Annotated in this window: 13 protein-coding genes; 7 read left to right on the plus strand and 6 right to left on the minus strand. The window is 67.3% G+C overall.

The window, feature by feature from the left end:
- Nucleotides 1-20: 20 nt before the first annotated feature.
- The 4 genes from AC6LJW_RS02860 to AC6LJW_RS02875 are packed head-to-tail and all read left to right on the plus strand — an operon-like array spanning nucleotide 21 to nucleotide 4687.
- Nucleotides 21-833, plus strand: coding sequence for a formate/nitrite transporter family protein (locus AC6LJW_RS02860; protein WP_056562246.1), 813 nt, complete (start codon nucleotides 21-23; stop codon nucleotides 831-833).
- Nucleotides 834-844: 11 nt separating this feature from the next.
- Entirely contained in the window at nucleotides 845-2593 is a 1749-nt protein-coding gene (locus AC6LJW_RS02865) for a bifunctional protein-serine/threonine kinase/phosphatase (RefSeq protein WP_498086466.1), read from the plus strand.
- A gap of 12 nt (nucleotides 2594-2605) precedes the next feature.
- Nucleotides 2606-3382: a uroporphyrinogen-III C-methyltransferase gene (cobA, locus tag AC6LJW_RS02870; protein ID WP_498086467.1), complete on the plus strand. Its 777-nt coding sequence runs from the start codon at nucleotides 2606-2608 to the stop codon at nucleotides 3380-3382.
- 42 nt (nucleotides 3383-3424) lie between these two features.
- On the plus strand, nucleotides 3425-4687 hold the full coding sequence (locus AC6LJW_RS02875) for a nitrate- and nitrite sensing domain-containing protein (RefSeq protein ID WP_498086468.1): 1263 nt from the start codon (nucleotides 3425-3427) through the stop codon (nucleotides 4685-4687).
- An 11-nt stretch (nucleotides 4688-4698) separates the two neighbouring features.
- Here the strand turns inward: AC6LJW_RS02875 and AC6LJW_RS02880 are convergent, their stop codons facing one another.
- The 5 genes from AC6LJW_RS02880 to AC6LJW_RS02900 form a co-directional block, all read right to left on the minus strand.
- Entirely contained in the window at nucleotides 4699-6225 is a 1527-nt protein-coding gene (locus tag AC6LJW_RS02880; protein WP_498086469.1) for an MFS transporter, read from the minus strand.
- Nucleotides 6226-6238: 13 nt separating this feature from the next.
- On the minus strand, nucleotides 6239-7462 hold the full coding sequence (locus AC6LJW_RS02885; protein WP_056562261.1) for an HlyD family secretion protein: 1224 nt from the start codon (nucleotides 7460-7462) through the stop codon (nucleotides 6239-6241).
- A complete protein-coding gene (locus AC6LJW_RS02890) occupies nucleotides 7459-8991 on the minus strand; it encodes an efflux transporter outer membrane subunit (protein WP_498086470.1) in 1533 nt (510 codons plus the stop codon). The genes AC6LJW_RS02885 and AC6LJW_RS02890 overlap by 4 nt, the downstream gene beginning before the upstream one ends.
- 82 nt (nucleotides 8992-9073) lie before the next feature.
- Nucleotides 9074-9529 (minus strand): MarR family winged helix-turn-helix transcriptional regulator, encoded by a 456-nt coding sequence (locus tag AC6LJW_RS02895; RefSeq protein ID WP_056562264.1) that lies wholly within the window; start codon nucleotides 9527-9529, stop codon nucleotides 9074-9076.
- A gap of 130 nt (nucleotides 9530-9659) precedes the next feature.
- Nucleotides 9660-11783 carry a transcriptional regulator gene (locus AC6LJW_RS02900; RefSeq protein ID WP_498086471.1) on the minus strand — a complete coding sequence of 708 codons (2124 nt, stop codon included), beginning with the start codon at nucleotides 11781-11783 and terminating at the stop codon, nucleotides 9660-9662.
- A 161-nt stretch (nucleotides 11784-11944) separates the two neighbouring features.
- On the opposite strand from AC6LJW_RS02900, the gene AC6LJW_RS02905 reads away from it, so the two are divergent.
- Nucleotides 11945-12793 (plus strand): class I SAM-dependent methyltransferase, encoded by an 849-nt coding sequence (locus AC6LJW_RS02905; RefSeq protein ID WP_056562271.1) that lies wholly within the window; start codon nucleotides 11945-11947, stop codon nucleotides 12791-12793.
- A gap of 667 nt (nucleotides 12794-13460) precedes the next feature.
- Here the strand turns inward: AC6LJW_RS02905 and AC6LJW_RS02910 are convergent.
- Nucleotides 13461-14522 carry a LacI family DNA-binding transcriptional regulator gene (locus tag AC6LJW_RS02910; protein WP_498086509.1) on the minus strand — a complete coding sequence of 354 codons (1062 nt, stop codon included), beginning with the start codon at nucleotides 14520-14522 and terminating at the stop codon, nucleotides 13461-13463.
- Nucleotides 14523-14634: 112 nt separating this feature from the next.
- Here AC6LJW_RS02910 and AC6LJW_RS02915 point away from each other — a divergent pair, with 112 nt between their 5' ends.
- On the plus strand, nucleotides 14635-15657 hold the full coding sequence (locus AC6LJW_RS02915; protein WP_056562279.1) for a TRAP transporter substrate-binding protein: 1023 nt from the start codon (nucleotides 14635-14637) through the stop codon (nucleotides 15655-15657).
- Between the two features lie 11 nt (nucleotides 15658-15668).
- Nucleotides 15669-17549 (plus strand): TRAP transporter large permease, encoded by a 1881-nt coding sequence (locus AC6LJW_RS02920; protein ID WP_427988040.1) that lies wholly within the window; start codon nucleotides 15669-15671, stop codon nucleotides 17547-17549.
- Nucleotides 17550-17566 lie beyond the last annotated feature (17 nt).

Here is a 17566-nt window from a genome sequence, read left to right on the forward strand (position 1 = left end):
GCACAGCAACAGGAAACATCATGTCCTACCTAGCTCCCTCCGAGTTCGTCACCAAGATGGTGGATGCCGGCGAATCGAAGCTCTACATGGCGACCCGCGACGTCCTGATCCGCGCCTTCATGGCCGGCGCCATCCTCGCGATCGCCGCGGTCTTCGCCGTCACCGTCACGGTGCAAACCGGCTCGCCCATCCTCGGCGCCGCGCTCTTTCCGGTCGGCTTCTGCATCCTGTACCTGATGGGCTTCGACCTTTTGACGGGCGTATTCGTGCTGACCCCGCTGGCGCTCTTCGACAAGCGGCCCGGTGTCACGATGGGCGGCATCCTCAAGCACTGGGGCAAGGTCTTCGTGGGCAACTTCCTGGGCGCGCTGACCGTCGCCGTGCTGATGGCCATCGTGTTCACTTACGGCTTTTCGGTGCCGCCCAACAAGGTCGGCCAGGTCATCTCGCACATCGGCGAAGACCGCACGCTGGGCTACAAGGAATACGGCGCGGGCGGCATGCTGACCATCTTCATCCGCGGCGTGCTGTGCAACTGGATGGTGTCGCTGGGCGTCGTGGGCGCCATGATCTCGACCACCGTCAGCGGCAAGGTCATCGCCATGTGGATGCCCGTCATGCTGTTCTTCGCCATGGGCTTCGAGCACTCCATCGTCAACATGTTCCTGTTCCCGTCGGCCATGATCATGGGCGGCAACTTCTCGATCATGGATTACATGATCTGGAACGAGATCCCCGTGGTGCTGGGCAACCTGATCGGCGGCATTTCGCTGACGGGCCTGACGCTCTACACCACGCACATGAAGACCGCGCCCAAGCGCCGCTTCAACTGATACGCCCCGGCATGGACAGCTTCTCGCCCGCCACCTCGCCCGCCGTCTCGCTCAGGGTGGCGGTGGGCCAGCACACCGATCCCGGCGTCAAGTCCGTCAACCAGGACTTCCACGGACTGTGCGTGCCGGGCGAGCCGCTGCTCGGCGCCAAGGGCATCGCCATCGCGCTGGCCGACGGCATCAGCAGCAGCAACGTCAGCCACATCGCCAGCGAAACGGCAGTGGCAAGCTTTTTGGAAGATTATTACTGCACGCCCGAAACGTGGTCGGTGAAGAAGTCCGCCCAGAAGGTGCTCAGCGCGGCCAATGCCTGGCTGCATTCGCAGAGCCGCCAGCGCCACGGGCAGGATCAGGACAGCGGCTACGTCTGCACGCTGACCGTGATGGTGCTCAAGGGCGCCACCGCGCACATCCTGCATATCGGCGACGCGCGCATCTATCGTCTACGGGACGGCGTGGTCGAGCAACTGACCGAGGACCACCGCGTCTGGGTCGCGCACGACAAAAGCTACCTGGGCCGCGCGCTGGGCCTGGCGCCGCATCTGGAAATCGACTATCACACGCAGGCCGTGGAACCGGGCGATGTGTTTTTGCTGGCGACCGACGGCGTGTACGAGCATGTCGGCGACGACGATCTGCGTGCGGCCGTCACCGCCAATACCGGCGATCTTGACGCGGCCGCGCGCGCATTGGTCGCGCTGGCGCTTGCCCGCGGCAGCGACGACAACCTGACCATGCAGATCGTGCGAGTCGACGCCCTGCCCGCGCGCCAGGCCGGCGAGCTGGCCCAGTACTCCGGCAGCCTGCCCTGCCCGCCGCTGCTGGACGTGGGTCAGACATTCGAAGGCTTTCGCATCACCGACGAGTTGCGCGCCAGCAGCCGCAGCCACGTCTACCTGGCCGAAGACATCGACAGCGGCGACACCGTCGTCATCAAGATACCGTCGCTGGATCTGCGGCACGATCCCGCCTATCTGGAGCGCCTCTTGACCGAGGAATGGCTGGCGCGCCGCATCGACAGCCGCCACGTCGTGCGGGCCTGGCCGCGCACGCGGCAGCGCCGCTCGCTCTACACCGTCAGCGAATACATCGAAGGCCGCACGCTGACGCAATGGATGGCCGCCAACCCGCGTCCCGCGCTGGAACCGGCGATCGCCATCATCGAGCAGATCGCGCGCGGCCTGCAGGCCTTTCATCGGCTGGAGATCGTGCATCAGGATCTGCGGCCGGACAACATCCTGATCACGCCGGACGGCACGGCAAAGATCATCGACCTGGGCTCGGCCCGCACGGCGGGCATCCAGGACCTGAGCGCCGAGGGCGACGACGCCTTGCCGGTGCTGGGCACCGCCCAATATTCGGCGCCCGAGTACTTTCTGGGCGAAGCTGGCACGGCGCGGTCCGACATCTATTCGCTCGCGGCGATCCTGTACCAGATGCTCTCCGGCCGCCTGCCGTACGGCGCCGACGTGGCGCGCTCGCGCAGCCGCGCCGCACAATTGCGTCTGACCTACGTGTCGGTGCTGGACCGGGAACGCGAGATTCCGGCCTGGATCGACAGCGTGCTTAGCCGCGCCCTGCATCCCGACCCGCAGCACCGCACGCCCGAGCTGTCCGAATTCACGCACGCGCTGCGCAATCCGCCCGACGTGCGCGGCGGCGAGCGACTGCCCCTGCTGGAACGCAATCCGGTGGCTTTCTGGAAAGGCCTGTGCCTTGTCCTGGCCATCGTGATCGTGATCCAGGCCCTGAACTCCTGATACGAGACGACCATGCCCGCCACGAATCCCACCGTGTCCCTGATCGGCGCCGGCCCCGGCGACCCCGAGCTGCTGACCTTGAAGGCCGTCAGGGCGCTGGCCCGCGCCGACGTGGTCCTGGTCGACGACCTGGTCAACCGCGAGATTCTGCAGCACTGCCCCCACGCCCGAATCGTTCGCGTGGGCAAGCGCGGGGGCTGCCGTTCCACGCCGCAGGACTTCATTCAACGCCTGATGCTGCGTTATGCGCGCCAGGGGCTGCGCGTGGCGCGCCTGAAGGGTGGCGACCCGTGCATCTTTGGCCGTGGCGGCGAGGAAGCGCAGTGGCTCAGCGACCACGGCGTCGCCTGCGAGATCGTGAACGGCATTACCGCCGGGCTGGCCGCGGCCACCTCCGCCGGCATCCCGCTGACGCAACGCGGCATGGCTCAGGGCGTTACACTCATCACCGCGCATTCGCAGGACGGCGCAACGCCCGATTGGTCCGGATTGGCGCGCAGCGGCACGACGCTGGTGGTCTACATGGGCGTGGCAAAGGTGCACGACATGACCCGCCAGTTGCTGGCCGCCGGGATGGCCCCGGACACGCCGGTGGCGATGATCGAGCGCGCGTCGCTTCCCGGCCAGCGGGTCTGTGCGTCGACGCTGGCCGGCATGGCGTTGGACGCCCAGGCCTTCCGGTTACGCAGCCCGGCCGTGCTGGTCATCGGCGAGGTTGCCGCCTGCCGGATGTTCGGCGTGCTGGACGACGCGGCAGGCGCGATTGCGCCGCAACGCCGGACGGCCTGATTTCCGCGAAGACACCGCGCCTCACCCCGCATAGAGATTTCGATGGCCGAACGCCACATGCCGCCGCCGCTGCGCTTTCTGCTTGCTGCCCGACGCAGCGAGCTCCAGGGCCTGGAAATCCTGGCCGCCACCTGCGACCTGGTGCTGCGCATCAGCGCGCTGGTGCATGCGCTGCAAAAAGAGCGCGGCTATTCCAACCTGACCCTGTGCAGCCCCGCAGGCCGGCTGCAGCCGGCGCTGGCCGGCCTGTCGAGCGACGCGCAGGTCGTGGAAGCCGACGTGCGCGCATTCCTGGATGGGCTGGAGGCCGACACCGCGGCCGGCAGCAGCCGCGCGCGCCTGCTCAATTGCATTGCGTACGCCCTATTCCGTCTGGACGAATTGCCGGCCTTACGCCGCCAGATCCGCGACCGGTGCGTGGCGGTGGAAGACGCCGATACCCACTTCACCCAAGTGATCGGCAGCCTGCTGGCAGTGGTCTTCGAAGCCGCCGACTCGTCGCTGGACCCGGACGTGACGCGCCTGTTGGTGGCGCTGTTGAATTTCATGCAAGGCAAGGAACTGAGCGGCCAGGAGCGCGCCTGCGGCGTCATGGGCTTTACGGCCGGCTGGTTCGACGACGCGCGCAAGGCGCGCATGCTGGGCCTGGCGGCCAACCAGGCGCGCAGTTTCGGCGTCTACACGCAGTACGCGCAAGGCGCGCCGCTGCAGGCCTGGGATCAAGTTCAGCAGCAGGCGCAGCCGGTGCAACGCATGCGCGACATGGCGCAGCACACGTCAGACGCGCAGCGTGTCGACAGCGGTCTGGCCGAGTTGTGGTTTGACTTGTGCACCGCGCGCATCGACGCCATGCGCAGCGTCGAGACACAGTTGGCACAGGAACTGGCGCAGCAATGCGCCCGGCGCATCGCCGACACCCGCCAGGAATTGGACGACCGCCGCCTGCTGCTTAGCCGCTACACCGATCACGCCAGCGGCCGCGCCCCCAGCATGGTGTTCAGCGTGCAGAGCCGCATTCTGGACGTGCCGCCCGAGGACGGCGTGGGCAGCGAGCTGGAACGGTCGATCCTGGACATGTTGCGCGAGCAGACGCTGCGCATGCAGCACGCCGACGATGCGCTGACCAGCGTGCGGGGCGCGCTGGACGACAGGAAGCGCATCGACCGCGCCAAGCTGCTGTTGATCAGCCGCTATGGCCTGACCGAGCAGGCGGCGCATGAACGCCTGCAACGCGCGGCGATGGACGGCGGCCTGTCGCTGGCGGACGTGGCGCGGCAGATCATTGCGCAGCTTGGCGGCAACTGAACCGCCCCCCCCTAGCGGAACACGCGCTGCACCAGGCTGACGGCCGCCGCCGCCAGCGCCACCCCCGCCACGATCTGGAAATGATCCAGGCTGGCCAGCAGCACCGACTGCTGGTTCAGCAGTTGCGCGATCTGCGCCGTGGCAAGTTGCGGCGCCGCTGCCGGCCCCACCGCCGCGGTGAAATAGGCGGTCAGCTGCGCCATCGCCGCCTCGAACTGCGCGTTGCCGGTCGCGATGCTTTCCTGCAACACCGTGTAGTGGCGGGAGGTGAACCACTGCTGGCCGACGGTGGCCAGCATGATGCCCAGCGCCTGGCCGATCTGCGCCAGCATGTTCTTGACCTGCTGCGCATGGGCGAACACCGCAGGGTCGCCCGTCAGGCCGGTGAAGGTCTGCATCGCGGTCGTGGGCATGAGGGTCATGATGAACATGCCGTAACAGGCCAACGCGGGAAACACGTCGGTCCACATATTGGCTGTGGGCGTCAGACGCGACATCCACACCCCGAACGCCGCCAGCGCCAGGAAGCCGGTCACGAAGAACTTGCGTGGCGACGGCCAGCGCGGCAGCAGTTGCGACATGACGGCCCAGGTCAGCACGCCCGCCCCCAGCCCCATCGCGAAGAACTCGCCTGCCGTGATCCATGCCTGCCCCAGCGCGCGTTGCAACATCAGCGGCACCAGGTAGCCATTGGCGCCAAGCATCACGTAGCAGACCATGAAGAGGCCCAGCCCGCACAGGAACCGCACTTCCTTCATGCCGCCCAGCCTGAGCAGCGGCGCGCCGTTGCGCGTCTCCGACCACACGAAGTAACCCAGCGCGGCCACGCCCGCCGCGGCCGACAGCGCCAGGAAGCTGCCCTGGCTGAAGAAGTCGTAATAGGCGCGCTGCAACGCATGCAGCACAAGAAAGCTGCCCGCGCCCAGCGCGGCGATCGGCAGCAAACGCACGTTGCCAGCCAGCACCGACCCCGCTTCACGGCCCGGCATGGCCAGCATGACGGGCGCCATCGCCAGCAGCGACAGCGCGGCGATCAGCCAGAACATCAACGGCCAGCCATCGTGCTCGACCGCCATCGCGGCCAACCAGGGCGCCAGCGCCGTGCCCACGCAAAGCCCTGTCGCCAAGGCCTTGATGCCCAGAAAACGCGCCGGACTGGGCGGAATCAGGTTCACGGTCAGCCGGGACGACGTGAGCATCGCCGCGCAGCCCATCGCCATCAGCACCCGCCCGAGCAGGAACCCGGCCTGGTCCTGCGCCAGCGCGCACACGGCCGCGCCCACGCCCGCCGCGGCCAGCGACGCCAGCAGGTAGACCCGCAGACCCAGCCGATGCGTCAGCCAGCCCTGCAACGCGATCATCATCACCGCCACGCAGGCGTAGATCAGCGCGATATGGGTGTATTCCTCGGGGCTGGCGCCGATTTCGCCCATGATGGGCGCGGCGCCGAACGTGGCCATGCCGTTCTGCAGGAAGTCGATGAACGTCAGCGCGCCGATGACCAGCAGCAGCGAGACCGGGGGCTTGGGGTGGGACATGTGCGCCGCCCGATCAAAGGTTGGCGTCGATGATGGCGCGCACCTGGGCGTCGGCCTGGGCCAGCTCGTCGGCATATACCGCCGTCGTGTAGGCCTGCGCCTGCCCTTGCGCCGCGACCAGGCGCTTGCCGTCGCGCGCCTCGGTGTCCACCTCGACCCGCATCGACAGGCCAAGCTGCAGCGGCTGCGCCGCGACCTCTGCCGGGTCCAGCGCGATGCGCACCGGCACGCGCTGCACCACCTTGATCCAGTTGCCGGTGGCATTTTGCGCCGGCAACAGCGAGAACGCGCTGCCCGTCCCCGCATCCTGGCCCAGCACGCGTCCGTGATAAACCACGCCGCCCCCGTACAGATCGGTGGTCAACTTGACGGGCTGGCCGATCCGCACATTGCGCAACTGCGATTCCTTCAGGTTGGCGGTGACCCACAGCTGATCCAACGGCACGACCGACATCAGCGCCGCGCCGGCCGCCACGCGCTGTCCGACCTGCACGCCGCGCTTGGTCACCACGCCGCCCACCGGCGCCGGGACCTTGGTCCGCGCAAGCGCCACGCTGGCATTGCGCAGTTGCACGGCCGCGGCCCGCACGTCCGGGTGCGACTCGACCGTCGTGCCGTCGATCAGCGCATGGTTGCGCTTGAGCTGTTCGTTCGCAACGTCCAGCGCGGCGCGCGCGGTGCGCACGGCCTGCTGCGCATGGACCAATTCCTCGCCGGGGATGGCGCCGATCTTGGCCAGCGCAGACCGGCGCGACACGTCCTCCTGCGCGCGGGCCAGATCGACCTTGCGCAGCGCCACGGTGGCGCCGTCCTGCCCGGCCATCGCAAACTGGCCGCGCACCTGCCGCACGCTGCGCGCCAGATTCGCGCGCGCGGCGTCCAGCGCCAGCTGCGCGTCCACGCCATTCAGCTCGATCAGGACCGCGCCCGCCTCGACCCTGTCGGTGTTGTCCGCGCGGATCGCGGTCACCACGCCGCCGACCTGCGGCGTCACCTGCACGACGTTGCCTTCGACATAGGCGTCTTCCGTCGATACCCAACGGCCGTCGGAATACTCGGCATAGGCGCCGGCCAGCACGGTGAAGGCCAGGATCGCGGCGCCGCCGACGGCGACTTTGCGTGCCAGGCTGCCGCGCGGACGGGACGAGGAGGAAGGCGGGTTCGGGGTGGCTTCGGGCTTCATGGCTTGCGGGGAATCGGTATGGGAAGGAGCGGATGGATGGGGATGACGGTTCATGACGGACGCCCGGCTTCGGTGAGCGCGGCCGCGCCGGATGCCGCGGCTGATGCGGAGGCTGCGGACGTCTTTGACGCCTCGGGCACATAGCCCCCGCCCAGCGCCCGGATCAGTTCCAGATGCAGCGCGCGGTTGCGCGTATCCAGTTCGATCAGCAACTGCTTTTGCTGCAGCACCTGACCTTCGGCGGACAGCACCTGCAGATAGCTGCCCACGCCGCTGCGGTAGCGCGCGGACGCCATGTCGTAGGCTTCCTGCGTCAGCCGCAGCGCTTCCTGCTGCTGCGCTGACCGCTCGGCCTGCCAGCGCAGCGACACCAGCTGGTCCACCACGTCGTGCAGCGCCGTGACCAGCGTGCCGTTGTATTGCTCGACCGCGACGTCGTACTCGGCCTGCCGCGCGCCCAGGTTGCCGCGCAGCCGGCCGCCGTCAAAGACCGGCAGCGAGATCGCCGGGCCGATGCCCAGCACGCGGCTGCCGGCGTTCATCAGGTCCGACAGGCCCAGGCTTTGCAGCCCGGTAAATGCCGTCAAGCTGACGTTGGGATAGAACTGCGCGCGGGCGACCTTGATCTCTGCGCCGGCCGCTTCCACACGCCAGCGCTGCGCCACCACGTCGGGACGTCTCCCGATCAGTTCTGCCGGCACCGTCGTCGGGATCGCGCCGGCAAAACCGCCGCGCAGCGACGGCCGGCCCACCTGAATGCCCGCGTCCGGTCCGCGGCCCACCAGCGCCGCCACCTGATTGCGCGTCAGCGCGATCTGTTCGTTGAGTGCGGCGATGCGTTCGCGCGTCGCGGGCAGCGCGGCTTCGGCCTGCTTCATGTCCAGGCGCGAATCCAGTTGGGCGTCGACGCGGCGCTGGGTCAGTTTGAGCGTGTCCTCGCGCTGGCGCAGCGTGTCTTCGGCCAGGTCGCGCAGCAGATACGCGGTGTCCAGCTTCAGATACGCGCGCACCAGCGACGTCGTCAGCATCAGTTCGGCGGCATGGCGGTCCACCTCGGCGGCCTGCGCGCGCTGCAGCGCGGCGTCCAGCGCCGCCCGGTTCTTGCCCCAGAAGTCGATTTCGTAGCCCACGCCCGCCTGCAGGTCGGCCGTCCAATCCCACGAGCCGGCCAGCGGCTGCGGCGTGGTGCTGTGCTCGCTGAAACGCTGGCGCGTTGCGCGGCCATTCAGATTGCCCTGCGGCGACAGCGGCGCCCCCGCGACGCTGGCCAGCGCATCCGCCTGCCGCACCCGCGCGGCCGCGACCCGCAGACTCGGCTGCTCGGCCAGCGCGGCGACCACAAGCTGGGTCAGCTGCGCGTCGCCAAAACTTTCCCACCACGCCTCGGTCGGCCATACGGCCGGGGACACCGGCGTCCCGTCGAGCGACGCGGTTGCCGCCAGCTGGTTGGCGCTGCCCACCGTCGAATGGGTATGCAGGTCGCCCGTGCTGGCGCATCCGGCCAGCAGCAGCGCCGACAGGGTGAGGCCCAGGATGTGACGGGGGCACCTTGGGCTCAGGAGAGTTGGGGAGGAGACTTGCATGGTGAAGGGGCCTTTCTTTTGCTCAGGCCGTATATGCCTAGGCAGATAAATAGATAAAAAAAATCGGCGGACCCGGGAAACGCTAGTCCGCCCGCGCGTTGATCAGGATGCGGGACAGCAGCTTTTGCAGCAGTTCCGCTTCCGCTTCGGAAAACCCGTCCAGCAACCTGCGAAACGCCACCTCGGTGAGCTGCCGTGCCTGGGGGAATGCCGCCTTGCCCTGCTCGGTGAGTTCGATGAGCGAGCTGCGGCGGTCGGACTCGTTTTCCACCCGGCGGATGAAGCCCTTGGCGGCGATCCGATCCAGCAGCCGGGTCATGGCGCCCGAGTCATAGGCCAGGACGCGGCAGAAGTCGCTAAGCGTGCGGCCCCACCCCTTGACGATGCAATTGAGCACGACATACTGCTGAACGGTGATCTGCAGCGGGGCCAGCTCGCGGTCCAGCGCTTCGTGAATGCCGTTGCGCACGGAGGTCACCAGGAAACCCAGCTCGCCGGTGCACAGTTCGTCCAGTACGGAAGGTGATGCGTTGCTCATGATGGGCCTGGCGCGTAGTCGTTGGAATCAACGGACGCATATTAGCTGCCTAGGCAGTTATTTAGCAAGCGAAATCTGACGGTGGGTGCCGGATTTCATACTTCCCGTTCCCCCGGCTACCCCCGACGTGTCATCCGATCCCGATCCGCCGCGCGCCCTCGCGGAACAGCGCCTGCGTGTCCGGCTCCAGCCGGAACGATGCCAGGAAGTCCTCTACCCGATAGGACGACTGCGCCTTGCGGATGGCGGGCAGAAAGCCCAATGCCTCGTCGGTCCGGCCGGCCAGCGACAGACAGCACGCGGCAATCGCCAGAATGTGCACGTGCGCGTTGGGCCGCGCGGCCGCCTTGATCGCCCATCCAGCCGCCTCGTCGATCCGGCCGAGCCGCACCAGCGCCAGCGCGCGCACCGCCAGCATGCCGAAAAGCAGCGGATCGAAGGGGCTCAGATGGCGAGAATGGTCGGATGCGCCGATGGCGGCCTCTGCGTCGCCCATCTGGCAGTCGACAAAACCTAGCGTGTAATGGCCCAGCGCGAAGTTCGGGCTGAGGTCCACGGCGATCTGCAGTTCACTGACCGACTGGTCCTGGCTGCCGCGCAGCCACAGCGCCCGCCCCATCGCCCAATGCGCCGCCGGATCCCGGTCATCGGCGATCAGGCTTTGGCCGGCCGTTTCGAATGCCCGATCGATGGCGCCGCCCTGCTCGTCCCAGCGCTGAAACGCCGTCTGCCAATGCGTGAACGACAAGCCCGCGTAGGCCCGCGAAAACGTCGGATCCAGCCGCACCGCCAACTCGAAGAAATGCCGCGCCTGCTCGTTGTCGGTACGGTTGAACCGGTACATGTGCCACAGGCCGCGGTGATGCGCCTGCCACGCGTCCAGCGAATTGGGCGGCGTGAGGATCGCGCGGTTGCGCTCGGCGGCTTCAATTTCAATATCGACGGACGCCACGATCCGGTTGCCGATCTCGTCCAGCGCCAGCAGCGCGTCGTCATAGGGGTGGTCAAGGACATCCGCCCAGACGATGCGCGCCGTGCGCGAATCAACCAATTGCACGTCCACGGCAAGCCGCTGGCCGTGACGCCGCAGCGAGCCGCTGACGACGTAATCCACGTTGAGTGTGCGGCCCGCTTCCTCCGGTCCCACGCTGCGCTGATCCAGCGCAAACACCGTGCCCTGCGCGATGACGAACAGGCTGCGCAGCTTCGCCAGCCTCGCGATGACGTCAAAGGCCAATCCGTCCGCCAATCCGCCGCGTACGCCCGCCTGCGCGGACCGGTCCACAAACGGCATCACCGCGATGGAGGCGCGCCCGCGCCGGTCGGGCGGGGGGTCGGTAAGGCGGGAAGGAGGATCGGCTTCGGGTGGCGGCTGGCCCGTTGTGTCGGCCGCAAACGGCGCGGCGGTGTCCGTCGTGATCGTTGCTGCGGCCTCTCCAACCCGCGGCATCGCTTCCGATGTCCCGACCTGATCCGAGGCGGAGCTGGGGATCTGCCCTGACGCCTGCACGCCGCCCGCCCGTCGGGCGCGCACGTCGCGCCACGCCTCGCGCAGCAGCCGCCCGTCCAGTCCCTCGGCCTCAAACGCGCGCACGGCCGCAGCCAGATGCTCCTCGCCTTCGCGCCACTGCCCGCGCAGTCCCAGCGCGTCCAGCATCAGTTCATGCGCCTGCGAATCGAACGGCGCCAGTTGCAGCCATTTATCCAGGCAGGCGAAGCGTTCTTCCGCCCTCGCCGGCAGGCTCGCGGCCTGGTGCGCCAGCACGGCCGCATGGCACGCCCGCAGGCGCCGCCGCTGCGCGGTCAGCCAGCTATGGAAGAACGGGCTGCGGCCGATTTCCAGCCCTTCCAGGAAATCACCCTTGAACAGCGCCGACAGGGCGCGCAGCCTGTCTGGGCTTGCCTTGTCGATGCCCGCCTGCATCGCCGTGCCGATTTCGATGACATCCACGCGGCAATCGGACAGGTCCAGACGCACGGCGTCCTGCACCGTCTCGACCCGGCGCCGGCCCGGCTCGTCCAGGAGGCCGCGCGCCTTGCTCAGGCACCAGCGCAACTCACCGCGCGGATCGTTCGGAATGTCCCACAGCAATTCGCACAGGTGCGAGCGCATCACGGCATTCGGGGCCAGCGCAAGGTAGGCAATCAGCGCCCGCAGCTTGCGCGACGGCGGCAACGCCAGCGGGTCGCCGCCGCGGCTGATCGCCATCGGCCCCAGCATGCGCACGTGAATGCCCGCGCCGGTCGAATCCACGGCAGATTCCACGCCGGCTACCACGCTCGCCTCCACGCCCGGTTTTTATCGTTGTTTCCGGGGCGCACGGCACGCGAATTCCTTCGCGGCGCTGGTTGCACTACCCCGGCGCGCTGGCAATGGATGCCGTCGCGCACCCCACGCAATAACGGAGAATCACCATGTCCATTTCCTCCCTTGCCACCAGTGACGTGCGCGAAACCGCACAGCCCGACCTGGCCGCCTTGAAGACTCGCCAGCAGGGCACCTGGTCCTCCGGGGACTACGCCGTCGTCGGCACCACGCTGCAGATCGTGGGAGAACAGCTTTGCGAAGCCCTTGATGTCCGAGCCGGCCAGAAGGTGCTGGACGTTGCAGCCGGCAACGGCAACGCCACACTGGCCGCTGCCCGCCGCTGGTGCGACGTCACGTCGACCGACTACGTGCCCGCGCTGCTCAGCCGCGGCCGCGAACGCGCCGCCGCGGAACGCCTGAAGATCGAATTCCAGGAGGCCGACGCCGAGGCGCTGCCCTTCCCCGACGCGGCGTTCGACGTCGTCATGTCGACTTTCGGGGTGATGTTCACGGCCGACCAGGACAAGGCCGCGTCCGAACTGATGCGCGTGTGCAAGCACGGCGGCAAGATCGGCCTGGCCAACTGGACGCCCGACGGCTTCATCGGCCAGATCTTCAAGACCATCGGCAAGCACCTGCCCCCGCCCGCCGGCGTCAAGTCGCCCGCGCTGTGGGGCACCAAGGCGCGCATCGAAGAGATGTTCGGATCGCAAGCCGCGTCGATTCAGTGCGAACCGCGTCATTTCGTGTTCCGCTACCGTTCGCCCGAGCACTGGATGCAGGTCTTCAAGACCTACTACGGCCCGCTGCTCAAGGCCTTCGGCGCGCTGGAACCGGCGGCGCAGACGGCGCTGACGGCCGACATCACGGCGCAGATCCAACGCTTCAACCGCTCTGGCGATTCGGCGGTCGTGGTGCCCAGCGAGTACATGGAAATCGTGATCACCCGCCGGTGATCGCGCGGCGAGCCCCGCCTCGCAAGTGGCGGGGATGGCCTGGCGGTCGGCTGTGTGGTCCATGGCGCAACGCCTTCACGGCCGCCCACCGGCAAGCGCCGGGCAACCGTTGTTGAGGAACCATCGTTGAAGTAGGCAGCGGCGTACCCCGCCGCTGCCGCACTGGGTGCGAGCCCATAGCCGAAATAATACGCCCGCGATCCGCCGATTGGCGCAGATGCGGACGCTTGACCGATCCGACGTGTAGGACTGAATGAGGTGTCAGACACCGGCTCAAAACGTAGGACTGAATGAGGTGTCTGACACCCTGGGGAGACAGTCGTCGTGCCAAGGGCTTGCCTCAAGGGTGTCAGACACCGGGCCACATGAGACACCGCGGCCACATGAAGGGTGTCGATGAGGTGTCTGACACCAGCCCAAAACGTAGGACTGAATGAGGTGTCTGACACCCTGGGGAGACAGTCGTCGTGCCAAGGGCTTGCCTCAAGGGTGTCAGACACCGGGCCACATGAGACACCGCGGCCACATGAAGGGTGTCGATGAGGTGTCTGACACCAGCCCAAAACGTAGGACTGAATGAGGTGTCTGACACCCTGGGGAGATGGTCGTCGTGCCAAGGGCTTGCCTCAAGGGTGTCAGACACCGGGCCACATGCACGCCGCCGCCCCTACGGCAAGTTCTCCCGGAATATCACCTGGCTACGTGCCAGCTCCACCCCATTCATCGCGCTGCGCTTGTCCCGCAGGTTGCTGAAAATCCGAACGCAGCTCATCAGCGCTTCCATCGGGCTCTGCGTAATCACCGCGTCCATCGTGCCGTCGATCAGCAGCGACCGTGTATCCGGCGTCAGTCCATGCCCGATGAAAACAACCCGGTGCTGCTGCCCTGCCTCTTTCAGCGCGCGAGCCACGCCGTCTGACGCGCCGCCGATGTTGTAAATCCCGGCGAGCTGCGGATATTGCTCCAGCAGCTGCCGCGTCTGCTCGTAGTTGCGCTGCGCGTCGTCATACCCTTCGCGCAGGTCCACCACCTGCATCGCCTGAAACTGTTCGGCGTAGAGCTGCAGAAAACCGCTTTCCCGCTCTTCATGGGCGCGGTAATGCCGCGACCCCGCGATCAGCGCCACATGGGCCGCGCGTAAACCGATGAAGCGCGCGATCAGGTAGCCGGCCGTGCGCCCGGCGGCGCGGTTGTCCAATCCCACATACGCCGTGCGCGCGCTGTTGGCGATGTCCGAAATCACCGTCACTGTCGGCACGCCCTGTTGCGCCAGCGCGTTCACGGCTTCGCGGACCACGGGGTGCTCCAGCGCCATGAACGCAATCCCGTCGGCCCGCTTGCCATGCTTGACCAGCGCCTGCGCCAGCGCGTCGGGGTTGAAGCTCTCTACATATTCGACGTGGCACTTGGCATTGAGCGGCGCGAAGTGCTCGTGCGCGAAGCTGACCGTGTCGCCCAGCATGCGCAGGTAGCGGTTGCTGCCGCGCGGCAGCAGGAACACCAGCCGCATGGGCTCGGGCGCGGGGGCCGCGTACGCCTCGTCGTCCGGCAGGTAGTCCAGATCGATGGCGGCCTTGAAGACCTTTTGCGCCGTGGCCGGGCGCACGCCGGGCCGGCGGTTCAGCACGCGATCGGCCGTGGCGGTCGACACGCCGGCGCGGGCGGCCACATCCGCCAGCCGGGCCAGTCCACGAGAGGAAGCACTTTTATTCACATCAAAAACCATCATGAATAAGATTTGACGATGATAGCGCCTATTCACTATTGTCCACAGTGCCGCATGGCTCAGGCGGTTTTGTGGCACATCAAAAAACATCATAAGTAAGACAACGGAGACAACCATGAAGCTGCTTACTCGCCGCAGTGCCCTGCGCCGCCTTTGCGCGGTCCCCGCCCTTGCCGTCGCCGGCACCGGCTTTCCGCTGATCGCCCGCGCCGCCGATTACTCGCTCAAGTACGGCAACAACCTGCCGGTGACGCATCCGCTGAACATCCGCGCGCAGGAAGCGGCCGAACGCATCCTCAAGGAAAGCAACGGCCGCGTCGACATCAAGATCTTCCCGAACAATCAGCTGGGCGGCGACACCGACATGCTGGCGCAGGTGCGTTCCGGCGGCATCGACTTCTTCACGCCGTCCGCCCTGGTGATCGCCACACTGGTGCCGGTGGCCGCCATCAACGCCGTCGGCTTCGCGTTCAAGGACTACGACCAGGTCTGGAACGCCATGGACGGCGCGCTCGGCGCCCACGTGCGCGCCGCCATCGCGCAGCGCAAGCTCTACGCCTTTGAAAAGATGTGGGACAACGGTTTCCGCCAGACCACCAGCAGCAAGAGCCCGGTCAACACGGCCGCCGACATGGACGGCCTGAAGATCCGCGTGCCGGTGAGCTCGCTGCCGATCTCCATGTTCAAGGGCCTGGGCGCTGCGCCCGCCAGCCTGCAGTTCAGCGAGGTCTACTCGTCGCTGCAGACCAAGGTGGTGGACGCGCAGGAAAACCCGCTTCCCATCATCCAGGTCGCCAAGCTGTACGAAGTGCAGAAGTACTGCTCGCTGACCAAGCACATCTGGGACGGCTACTGGTTCATCGCCAACGGCCGCATGTGGGAAGGCCTGCCCGCCGACTTGAAGACGGTTGTGGCGCGCGGCATCAACGAAGCCGGCCTGGCCCAGCGCGAAGACATCAAGAAGCTCAACGCCTCGGTGCAGGCAGACCTTGAAGCCAAGGGTCTGGTGTTCAACCAGCCGTCCGCGGACAGCTTCCGCGAACAGCTGCGCACCGCGGGCTTCTACAAGGAATGGCAAGGCCGGTTCGGCAACGAGGCCTGGGGCTTGCTGGAGCAGTCCGTCGGCAAGCTGGCCTGAGGTCGCGCGTCATGTCCTCCCTGTCCGCTCCCCACGCCGCGGCGCCCGCGCTGCCGGCCAATCCCCTGCGCCGGGCGGCCGGCGCGCTCGACAGCGTGTTGGGCACCGTGGTCGAACACGTTGCCGCGGCCATCGTGCTGGTCGAGATCCTCGTCCTGTTTGCCGGCGTGGTGGCGCGCTACGCGTTCCACAGCCCGCTGGTCTGGTCCGACGAACTCGCCTCCATCCTGTTCCTCTGGCTGTCCATGCTGGGCGCCGTCGTGGCATTGCGGCGCGGCGAGCACATGCGCATGACCGCGCTGGTGAACAACGTCAGCCCCGCGCGGCGCGCGCAGCTTGAAACCGCGGCACTGGCGGCCTCGCTGGCCTTCCTGGTGCTGATCCTGGCGCCCGCCATCGAGTACGCGCATGAAGAGCACTTCATCATCACGCCCGCGCTGGAGCTCAGCAACGCCTGGCGCGCCGCGGCGATTCCGGTGGGCATGGGGCTGATGGGCATCATCGCGCTGCTGCGCCTGCTGCGCACGCAGCCGCTGCCGCAGGTCGCAATGGCGCTGGCTGGCGTGGCGGCGGTCGTCGGGCTCTTCTGGATGGCGCAGCCGATGTTCGCGGGCCTGGGCAAGCTGAATCTGGTGATTTTCTTCGTGGGCATCGTCGCCGCCACCGTGTTTTCGGGCGTGCCGATTGCCTTCTCGTTTGCGCTTGCCACGTTCTCGTACCTGGCGCTGACCACCAACACGCCGATGGTCGTCATGGTGGGCCGGCTGGACGAAGGCATGTCGCACCTGATGCTGCTGGCGGTGCCGCTCTTCATCTTCCTGGGCTCGCTGATCGAGATGACCGGCATGGCGCGCGCCATGATCCAGTTCCTGGCCAGCCTGCTCGGCCACGTGCGCGGCGGGTTGTCGTACGTGCTGATCGGCGCCATGTATCTGGTGTCGGGCATCTCGGGCTCGAAGATCGCCGACATGGCGGCCATCGCGCCGGTGCTGTTCCCGGAAATGAAAAAGCGCGGCGCCAAGCCCGGCGATCTGGTCGCCCTGCTGTCCGCCACCGGCGCGCAGACCGAAACGATTCCGCCATCCATCGTGCTGATCACCATCGGTTCGGTGACCGGCGTGTCGATCGCCGCGCTGTTCACGGGCGGCCTGCTGCCCGCCGTCGTGTTGGGTCTGGCCCTGTGCGCCGTGGTCTGGTGGCGCTACCGCAAGGAAGACCTGAGCCTCGTCCAGCGCTTCACCTTCAAGGAGATCGGTCGCTTCTTCATGATCGCGCTGCCCGCCGTGGCCCTGCCCTTCGTGATCCGCGCCGCCGTCGTCGAAGGCGTGGCGACCGCCACCGAGGTCTCCACCATCGGCATTGTGTACTCCGTCGTCGTGGGCCTTGTGATCTACCGCTGCTTCGACTGGGCGCGTGTGAAGCCCATGCTCATCGAGACCGCCTCCCTGTCCGGCGCCATCATGCTGATCGTGGGCTGCGCCACCGCCATGGCATGGGCGCTGACGCAATCCGGATTCTCGGGCGACTTGGCCAAGCTGATGGCGGGCATGCCCGGCGGCAGCTACGGCTTCCTGGCTGTCTCCATCGTGGCCTTCATCATCCTGGGTAGTGTGCTGGAAGGCATTCCCGCCATCGTGCTGTTCGGTCCGCTGCTGTTCCCGATCGCAGTGCAGGCCGGCGTGCACGAGGTCCACTACGCCATGGTCGTGATCTTCGCGATGGGCATTGGCCTGTTCGCACCGCCCTTCGGCGTCGGCTACTACGGCGCCTGCGCGATCAGCCGGGTCGATCCCAACGAGGGCATCCGCCCGATCTGGGGCTACATCGGCGCGCTGCTGATCGGTCTGATCGTCGTGGCCGCCTTCCCCTGGTTCTCCATCGGTTTCCTGTGACGCGACGCGGCCCCTTG

This window comes from Achromobacter sp. 1012554356 (genome assembly GCF_059760815.1).

What these genes read in the sequence shown, in the direction of transcription:
- AC6LJW_RS02860 (WP_056562246.1), top strand. Translation starts at nt 21, where the DNA reads ATGTCCTACCTAGCTCCCTCCGAGTTCGTCACCAAGATGGTGGATGCC.
- AC6LJW_RS02865 (WP_498086466.1), top strand. Translation starts at nt 845, where the DNA reads ATGGACAGCTTCTCGCCCGCCACCTCGCCCGCCGTCTCGCTCAGGGTG.
- cobA (WP_498086467.1), top strand. Translation starts at nt 2,606, where the DNA reads ATGCCCGCCACGAATCCCACCGTGTCCCTGATCGGCGCCGGCCCCGGC.
- AC6LJW_RS02875 (WP_498086468.1), top strand. Translation starts at nt 3,425, where the DNA reads ATGGCCGAACGCCACATGCCGCCGCCGCTGCGCTTTCTGCTTGCTGCC.
- AC6LJW_RS02880 (WP_498086469.1), bottom strand. Translation starts at nt 6,225, where the DNA reads ATGTCCCACCCCAAGCCCCCGGTCTCGCTGCTGCTGGTCATCGGCGCG.
- AC6LJW_RS02885 (WP_056562261.1), bottom strand. Translation starts at nt 7,462, where the DNA reads ATGAACCGTCATCCCCATCCATCCGCTCCTTCCCATACCGATTCCCCG.
- AC6LJW_RS02890 (WP_498086470.1), bottom strand. Translation starts at nt 8,991, where the DNA reads ATGCAAGTCTCCTCCCCAACTCTCCTGAGCCCAAGGTGCCCCCGTCAC.
- AC6LJW_RS02895 (WP_056562264.1), bottom strand. Translation starts at nt 9,529, where the DNA reads ATGAGCAACGCATCACCTTCCGTACTGGACGAACTGTGCACCGGCGAG.
- AC6LJW_RS02905 (WP_056562271.1), top strand. Translation starts at nt 11,945, where the DNA reads ATGTCCATTTCCTCCCTTGCCACCAGTGACGTGCGCGAAACCGCACAG.
- AC6LJW_RS02910 (WP_498086509.1), bottom strand. Translation starts at nt 14,522, where the DNA reads ATGATGGTTTTTGATGTGAATAAAAGTGCTTCCTCTCGTGGACTGGCC.
- AC6LJW_RS02915 (WP_056562279.1), top strand. Translation starts at nt 14,635, where the DNA reads ATGAAGCTGCTTACTCGCCGCAGTGCCCTGCGCCGCCTTTGCGCGGTC.
- AC6LJW_RS02920 (WP_427988040.1), top strand. Translation starts at nt 15,669, where the DNA reads ATGTCCTCCCTGTCCGCTCCCCACGCCGCGGCGCCCGCGCTGCCGGCC.